5 protein-coding genes are annotated in these 7,044 nt (G+C 72.2%); 1 reads left to right on the plus strand and 4 read right to left on the minus strand.

Translation table 11 applies throughout. The features are described from left to right. Positions 1-70: 70 nt before the first annotated feature. From ABZ951_RS18450 to ABZ951_RS18460, 3 genes are all read right to left on the minus strand, one after another. Entirely contained in the window at positions 71-1,531 is a 1,461-nt protein-coding gene (locus tag ABZ951_RS18450) for a hypothetical protein (protein ID WP_344094003.1), read from the minus strand. Between the two features lie 236 nt (positions 1,532-1,767). Further along, positions 1,768-2,430 carry a hypothetical protein gene (locus tag ABZ951_RS18455; RefSeq protein WP_344094001.1) on the minus strand — a complete coding sequence of 221 codons (663 nt, stop codon included), beginning with the start codon at positions 2,428-2,430 and terminating at the stop codon, positions 1,768-1,770. Positions 2,431-2,581: 151 nt separating this feature from the next. Continuing rightward, positions 2,582-3,736 carry a methyltransferase gene (locus ABZ951_RS18460; RefSeq protein ID WP_344093999.1) on the minus strand — a complete coding sequence of 385 codons (1,155 nt, stop codon included), beginning with the start codon at positions 3,734-3,736 and terminating at the stop codon, positions 2,582-2,584. Positions 3,737-3,870: 134 nt separating this feature from the next. Here ABZ951_RS18460 and ABZ951_RS18465 point away from each other — a divergent pair, with 134 nt between their 5' ends. Further along, positions 3,871-4,719 carry a hypothetical protein gene (locus ABZ951_RS18465; protein WP_344093997.1) on the plus strand — a complete coding sequence of 283 codons (849 nt, stop codon included), beginning with the start codon at positions 3,871-3,873 and terminating at the stop codon, positions 4,717-4,719. Between the two features lie 114 nt (positions 4,720-4,833). On the opposite strand, the gene ABZ951_RS18470 is transcribed toward ABZ951_RS18465, so the two are convergent. Further along, on the minus strand, positions 4,834-6,372 hold the full coding sequence (locus ABZ951_RS18470) for an AMP-binding protein (RefSeq protein WP_344093995.1): 1,539 nt from the start codon (positions 6,370-6,372) through the stop codon (positions 4,834-4,836). Positions 6,373-7,044 lie beyond the last annotated feature (672 nt).

The following is a 7,044-nucleotide window of genomic DNA, read 5'->3' on the forward strand; positions in this document are numbered from 1 at the left end:
GGGCGGCACAGGGACGACCCAGGGGGTGAGCGGCGGTGATCCCCGCCGCTCACCCCCTGGTGAGTGCCCGTCAGCCGCGGGGCTTCCGCGCCGTGGACACCGAACCGGCGCCCTCCGCGAGCTTCCACTCCCGGTTCCAGGCGCCCAGAGGAATGGGCTTCTGGAAGACCGGGGTGTCGAAGATCTTCAGCTGGAGCTGGAGCGCTCCCGTCAGATCCACCCCGCCGAACGCCTTCCAGCTGCCGGCGGCGGAAGCGCTGCCGTCGGTGGCCGCGGTGGCCTGTCCTTCGGCCTCCGCCCGCAGGTACGGGGCGAGGTCGGCGGTCACACCGACGGCACCGTAGAGGCCCACGGACGCCTCCGCGCCGAGCGCGGCCTTCACCTTGCCGGCGGCCGACACCGTCGCGCGGGGCGCGGTGGCCTTCATGTCGGCGCGGTTGACCGGCGTCCAGCCCTTGCCGCGCTGGTAGCTGCCGCCGACGCGGAAGTCGCCCTTGAGGTCCTGCTTGATGTCGACGTTGATGCGGCCGTCGGCGTCGACCTGCAAGTAGCAGGTCAGACCGAGGTTCACCACGACGGGCACGGGGCCGACCTGGATGACCGGCGAGGCGTTCAGCTTGGCGAAGGGCACCCGCAGCGGCTTGCCGCCGGGGGTGGTTCCCGCGGCCTGGCCCTTGAGCTCCCACTGGGAGGACCAGTCGCCGGACAAGCCCAGGGACGCGCCGCCCGGCGAGCCCGCTGTCGCGGACCCGGTGCCGTTGTAAGAGAAGTCGACCTCCGGGGCCAGCTGGACGAACCCCGCCGCCGAGGCGGAGGCCGACGCCGGGGCGTCCTTGGCGGTGGCTATCGAAGTCCCCACGTCGATGCGGAGGTTGCCCAGCGGCACCTTCGCGCCCTGGGGGCCGAAGCGGACGTCTCCGGTCTTCGCCCAGGACACCTTCGTGCCCTGGACCAGCGGTTCGACCGTGACCGTCGAGGGGTCGACGGGCACCCGGCCGTCGGCCTTGGAGTCGCCCAGCAGCGCGCCGAGGGTGGCCGGGGCCGTCTTGACCTCGGTGCCCTTCGCGGTCTTGCCCAGCACCTGGGTGACCTTGGCCAGCACACCGTCGGGAGCGCCGGGCGCGGGCGCGCTGGCGATCACGTCACCGACGGCCACGGGGGTGTTCTCCGGCGCACCGGCGGAGCCGCTGGGCGCGGGCGCGGACGGGTGGGCCAGGGACGGCTTCCCCGGCTTGGCCGACTGGGAGATGACGGCGTGTCCGCTGCGGCGGTCGAAGGAGGCGACCTTCAGCGACGACTTCTGTGCCGTCCGGCCACCGCCCTGCGGCCGGGCCACGGCGCTCGGGGCCGCCGCGCCGCCCTGGGGAGCGGCCCGGACGGCGAGCTGCTGCTCCGGGGCGGCCGCGGTGGCCGCCGCCGGCTCCGGATTCCCGGCGGCCCCGGTGCCGGACGGACCGGCCGACGAGCACCCCGCGACCAGGAGGGACGCGGCGGCGGAGAGAGCGGGTAAAGCGATGGACCTGGTGGTCATGCGCACAGTGGATCCTCGGGGGCGTGAGGTGGGGACGGCCCGAGGGAGACGACACCTTCGGGCCGCATCACACGGCATCGGACGGGCAAGTGACTACCCGCCGGTAATGATCTGCATGATCATGCCACGGTGGTGGCTGACGCCGAGTCGATTCACCAGAGCCTCAAACATGATCTGGATCACAGACCCCGATCAACAGAATCCACTGCTCCACCCCGTCGGCCGGGGCGTCCCTCTCAGAGCGCCGCGGTGTCCAGGAGGTCCGCGACGAACTTCCGCACCCGGCCCCGGACGACCGGGGTCACCCCGTGGATGAGCTGCGCCCCGTAGGCCACGGCGACCCCCGCCCCCGCGTGGGTGATCCACCGGGTGCGGTCCACGGCGGCGAGCCACCGGGCCTCGCGGGCATGCGGATCCCCGGCCATCGCGTGCGGCAGGCTGCGGGCCAGGGGAGTGCCGGGCACATAGCCGTCCGCCTCGCCCAGCACGGTCGTGGTCCACGGCGCCGGGTCGGCGGTGGTCTCGACGTAGAACTCGCCGCCCTCCGCCGCCTCGGCGATCACCACCCCGATCCGGCCGATCCGGCGCGGGGCGGTGCGCGCGCCGACGATGCCGTCCAGGTGCGTCGGCACGCACTGACCCGCCGTCAGCACGGTGTAGCCCCACGGCGCGGCACCGGCGATCGACGGCATGACGCGGCGGATCGCCGGCAGCGAGCGGGCCACGGCCTGGGTGAGGATCTCCTCGGCCAGGGCCGGCGCGGGCAGGATCTCGGCCTGGCTGCGCGGGCGCCACCCGGCCGCCTCGCTGTCCATGACCTTGTTGAGCCGGGACACCTCCTCCGCGCCGAGGAAGTCCTCCACCGTCTGGACGGCCAGGGTTTCACTGATGTGAATCATGCTGCCTCCTCCAGGCCGGGCTCTCGCGAGCCGCTGACCTCCGTCACGGACGCACCACACGGTTCCACTCCGCAGGCGCCCCAGGAGCGGGCGCACGCGGGGGCGCACCGAGGCGCACGCCGCGCACCGAGCAGGAGCCTCCGCGCGGGGATCAGCGCTTGACGGCCCGCAGGATGACGAACTTCGGATCGCTCGCGACGACCTCGCTGTTGCCGAACAGCTTGCGCAGCTTCACGTGGTAACCGAGGTGGCGGTTGCCGACGACCCACAGCTCACCACCGGTGCGCAGCGCGTCCCGCGCTCCGGCGAACATGCGCCAGGACGTCACATCGGTCGTCGCCTGGTGGGTGTGGAACGGCGGATTGTTCAGCACCAGATCCACCGAGCCCGGTGCCACCGCCGACATGCCGTCACTCACGAGGAACTCCGCCGGCGCGGCCGCGCCCGCGTTCGCCCGGAACGTCGCCTCCGCCGAGGCCACCGCCTGGTGGGACTCGTCGACGAACACCACCTCGGCCGCCGGGTTGGCCAGCGCCGCCGCCGTGCCCACCACGCCGTTGCCGCAGCCCAGGTCGACGACGCGCTCCCGCCCGTGCCGCTCCGGCAGGTGCCGCAGGAAGAACCGGGTGCCGATGTCGAGGCGTTCGGCGCAGAAGATTCCCGCGTGGTTGGTCACGGGCAGCCCGGAGACCACACCGATGCCGTCGGGCAGCGCGTAGGTGTGCGGCCACGGGTTACGGGCCGGGACGGCCTCCGGATCCGGCGAGCAGAAGATGAGCCGCGACTTCTTCACGGCCAGGGACGTCTTCGTCGGACCGAGGATCTGCTCGAACAGCTTGAGCGTCGAGGTGTGGATCTCCGTCACCCGCCCGGTGCCGACGACGACCGTGCCCGCGTGGACGTGCGGGGCGAGCCGGTGCAGCTGATCCTCCAGGAGCGCGAGGCTCTTGGGCACCCGGATCAGCAGGACATCGATCCGCTCCGGCGGCGCGTCCTGCGTCGACAGCAGCCGCACCGCGTCCGGAGCGGCCCCGCTGCGCCGGAGGTTGGCCCGGGTCGCCTGCTGCGTGAGATGGGAGTCGGAGATCTGCACGGGACGGTGCGCGGCGAGGGCGGTGACCAGGGCACCCCACCGGTCACCCACCACGACCACGGTGCCCGACAGATCCGTGGGAGGGCCGTCGATTCCCTCGAGGTGGCGCAGCAGGTATTCGTCGGCGGCGTCCCAGGCACGGAGCCTGTCGCGCGGGTCCTCGGGGAAGCGGGTGAGGTCGTACTCACCCCATGACGTCGTCAAACGGTTCATTGTGCCCACAGGCTAGCCGAGTCCCCGGCACACCGGGCAAACACACGGTCCACGGTGGCCCCGGAGCGTGGGTAGAGTATCGCCGCCCAGCGGGGCAGCAAGGGAACAGCGCAGGTGAGGCAGGGTGCAGGGGCATGGGGATACGTGATCGCGTCAAGGGCCTGGGTGACTCGGTGAGTGCGGCCGTCGCCGTCGGCAAGGAGGCGGTCGCCGCCGGGAAGGGAGTGGTGAACCGCGGCCTCGACGCCGGCCGGGCCGGCACCACGGCATCCGGCGACTGGGTGGTGTCGGTGCTCCGCTCCCTGCCCGTGCCCGACGCGCCCACCGAGCGGAAGTGGGAGTTCTCCCTCGGTGTCCTGGTGGGCCGGCACCCCAAGGTGCCCGCGGTCACGGCGAGGCTCCTGCGCCCGCTGGACTCCATCGGCGCGCTGCGCTTCGGACCCGAGTCCATCGGCTTCGACGGCGAGGACGTCCCCTGGTCGAAGGTGACCCACCTCCAGCTGCACGACGCCTTCGCCACCATGACCACCGACACCCTCGACGCCGAGGTCGACCGCATCCGCGATCTACTCCCCCCGCTCCCGGGCCGCAAGTGGGCGGTCACCAAGGTGGTCGAGGGCCTCGCGTCCGTCATGCTCGCCGCCCTGGAGCAGGCGGCCGAGCAGCGCATGGACGCCGCGGAGGTCGCCTGCGAGATCTCCTACCGGGGCACGCTCGGCATCAAGAAGACCCTGCGGGCCAACATGTTCACCACGGCCCTGCTGGCCCAGCAGCCCGAGGTGATGCGCAGTCTGGTGGCCACCGCCCGGGCCAACGGCGTTCCGGTCCTGCCGGCCGCCGCGCCGGCGGCGGGCACCGAGGCGGCCGAGCGGGTACGGGCCCTGCGGGCGCGCACCGACGCCGTGGCGGCCGAACTGCGCGCCGAGCCGGGCGCGGACGACCCCGGGGCCGCACCCCAGCTCCCGGAGCCGCGCCGTCCGTGACGGTTTCCGGCCGCGGGGACGGTCTCCCGGCCGCCGGGAGACGGCTCCGCCGACGTGCCCCGGTTCCCCTGGAACGCGGCCAGGGGAACCATAAGGGGGCCGGGCCGCTCGCGGTCAGGCCGCGACGACGGCCTCGGCCTGACGGCGCAACAGCTTCTTGTCCGGCTTGCCGGCGTCGGTCAGCGGCAGGGCGTCGGTGAACGTGATGCGCGCCGGCTCGTACATGGCGCCCCGCTCCCGGTTCACCATGGCGCGCAGCTCCTGCTCCCCGATCTCGCTGCCCGCCGCCCGGACGACGACGGCGTGCACCTGCTCCATGCGGTGCTCGTCCGCGACGCCGAAGACGGCGCTCTGCCGGACCTGCGGATGGGAGTTGAGCAGGTCCTCCAGCTCGGTGGTGTACACGTGCCCGCCGACCACGACGATCATGTCCTTGAGCCGGTCGACGATGGTCAGGTACCCCTCGTCGTCCAGGTGGCCGATGTCCCCGGTGTGCAGCCAGCCGTCCCGCAAAACCTCGGCGGTCAGCTCCGGCTGCTTCCAGTACCCCTGCATGATGCTGGACGAGCGCACGCAGATCTCACCCAGCTCCCCGTTCGGCACGTCACGGCCGTCCTCGTCCCGGATGGCGACCTCGACACCGTCCAGGACCTTCCCGGCGGTGCGCAGCAGCTCCGGGCGCTCGGGGTCGTGGTCCTCGGCGGAGAGCAGGCTGATCCCGCCGGCCTCGTTCTGCCCGTAGAACTGCTGGAGGACGGGGCCGAAGCGCCGCACGGCCTCGGCGATCCGGGCCGGTGAGGACTGGCAGCCGCCGTACCAGAGGTGGGTCAGGCTGGAGGTGTCGGTACGGGCGGCGTCCGGGTGGTCCATCAGCTGGTAGAGCAGGGGCGGCAGCAGGAAGGTGTGGGTGATGCGCTCCCGCTCGATGGTGGCGAGCGCGGCGGCCGGGTCGAAGTCGTCCATGAGCCGTACGGTGCCGCCGTTGCGCAGCGCGTAGTCCGCCAGCAGGCCGCCCGCGTGGGCGAGCGTGGTGCACAGCATGTAGCGGACCGGCCCGTCCCACCCCGGTATGACGTCGTCGAAGCCCGGGCCCTGCTCGAAGGAGGTGCAGATGGCCTTCGGGTGGCCGGTGGTGCCACCGGTGTGGCGGATGGTGCAGATGTCCTCCGGGCGGGCGTCGCCGAGGAACGGCTCGGCCGACTCCCCGGCGGCCAGCTCCAGCAGGTCGGTGCCCACCTCGGCAAGGCCGAGGGTGAGGACCGCCTTCACCGGGACGCGGTCGGCCAGTTCGGCGGCGCGCCCGGCGTAGGCGGGATCGACGATCAGGGCGTGCGTCTCGATGTCGCGGATGATCGTGGCCTGCACCTCGGCCGACAGCTTGTTGTAGAGGTGGTTGACGGGGCAGCCGATCAGGTTGGCGGCGTAGCGCGCGGCGATCGTCTCCGGAAGGTTGCCGCTGAGCAGGGTGACGGTCTGTCCGCGGCTCACACCCTGGGCGCGCAGCGCCCGCGCCATCCGGTAGACGAGGTCACGGAGCCCGCCCGCGGTCAGGTGCCGACCGTGGTGCCTCACCGCTTCCCGGCCGGGATCCGCTCCCAGGGCGTCGAGGTTCCGCTCCACGTACGTGCGGAAGTGCTGTGTAGCGACGGTCATGCGTGAATTCCCTCCCGATGTCGGCGTGCCGTTCCGCACGTCGGCGGGTCCATAGGTCGTGCTTATCGGTTGACTGGGGCAACCAGTTTCAGCGTAGACCTTGGCGATCACTCAATCCAAGTCGGCCGGGGCCCGCAACGGAGCCGCTCCGTCCGAAACGTCGAGATCTGGTCAACGGCTGTGCCGGTGGGCCGATATCGGGGTCGGCGGCCTTGGCGTCCGGTGCATGCCAAGGGGCGACTGGGGAGTGGCGCCGCATCGGCAAAAGAGGTCGGCCGACCTGTTGTGTGTATGGGGCATTGAGCCGCTGGGGGATACGGCGGCGGCGCCTTGAATTCTTGGCCGGGAATTTGCCTGGAGATGAGGGGCGCGGGGCGGGGCCGGCTTCCGCGACCGGGCTCGGGGGCGAGGTGCCGTGGAGCTCGGCGGCGTGACGCTCACCTGAGGGTGTGGGCTATGTGGGTGGTTGTGGGGGTGTTGGGGGTGTGATGGTCGTATTTGTGGTGGTGTGTGTTGTTAGTTTTTTCGGACTGTTGTGGTGGTGGGTTGTGGGGGAGTGGGTGGTGGTTGTGGTGGGTGGTGTGTGGGTGTCGGGTTCGCGGGTGGTGGGTGGTGTGCCGGGTCCTGGGGGTGAGGGGGGTTCGGAGGGTGTGGGTGTGCCGGGTGTTCCGG

Source organism: Streptomyces sp. NPDC046215, assembly GCF_040646215.1.
GTDB classification, from domain to species: Bacteria; Actinomycetota; Actinomycetes; order Streptomycetales; family Streptomycetaceae; genus Streptomyces; species Streptomyces stramineus.

Excerpts from the sequence above, each read along its gene's own strand:
- ABZ951_RS18470 (WP_344093995.1), bottom strand. The coding sequence starts at position 6,372 with ATGACCGTCGCTACACAGCACTTCCGCACGTACGTGGAGCGGAACCTC.
- ABZ951_RS18465 (WP_344093997.1), top strand. The coding sequence starts at position 3,871 with ATGGGGATACGTGATCGCGTCAAGGGCCTGGGTGACTCGGTGAGTGCG.
- ABZ951_RS18455 (WP_344094001.1), bottom strand. The coding sequence starts at position 2,430 with ATGATTCACATCAGTGAAACCCTGGCCGTCCAGACGGTGGAGGACTTC.
- ABZ951_RS18460 (WP_344093999.1), bottom strand. The coding sequence starts at position 3,736 with ATGAACCGTTTGACGACGTCATGGGGTGAGTACGACCTCACCCGCTTC.
- ABZ951_RS18450 (WP_344094003.1), bottom strand. The coding sequence starts at position 1,531 with ATGACCACCAGGTCCATCGCTTTACCCGCTCTCTCCGCCGCCGCGTCC.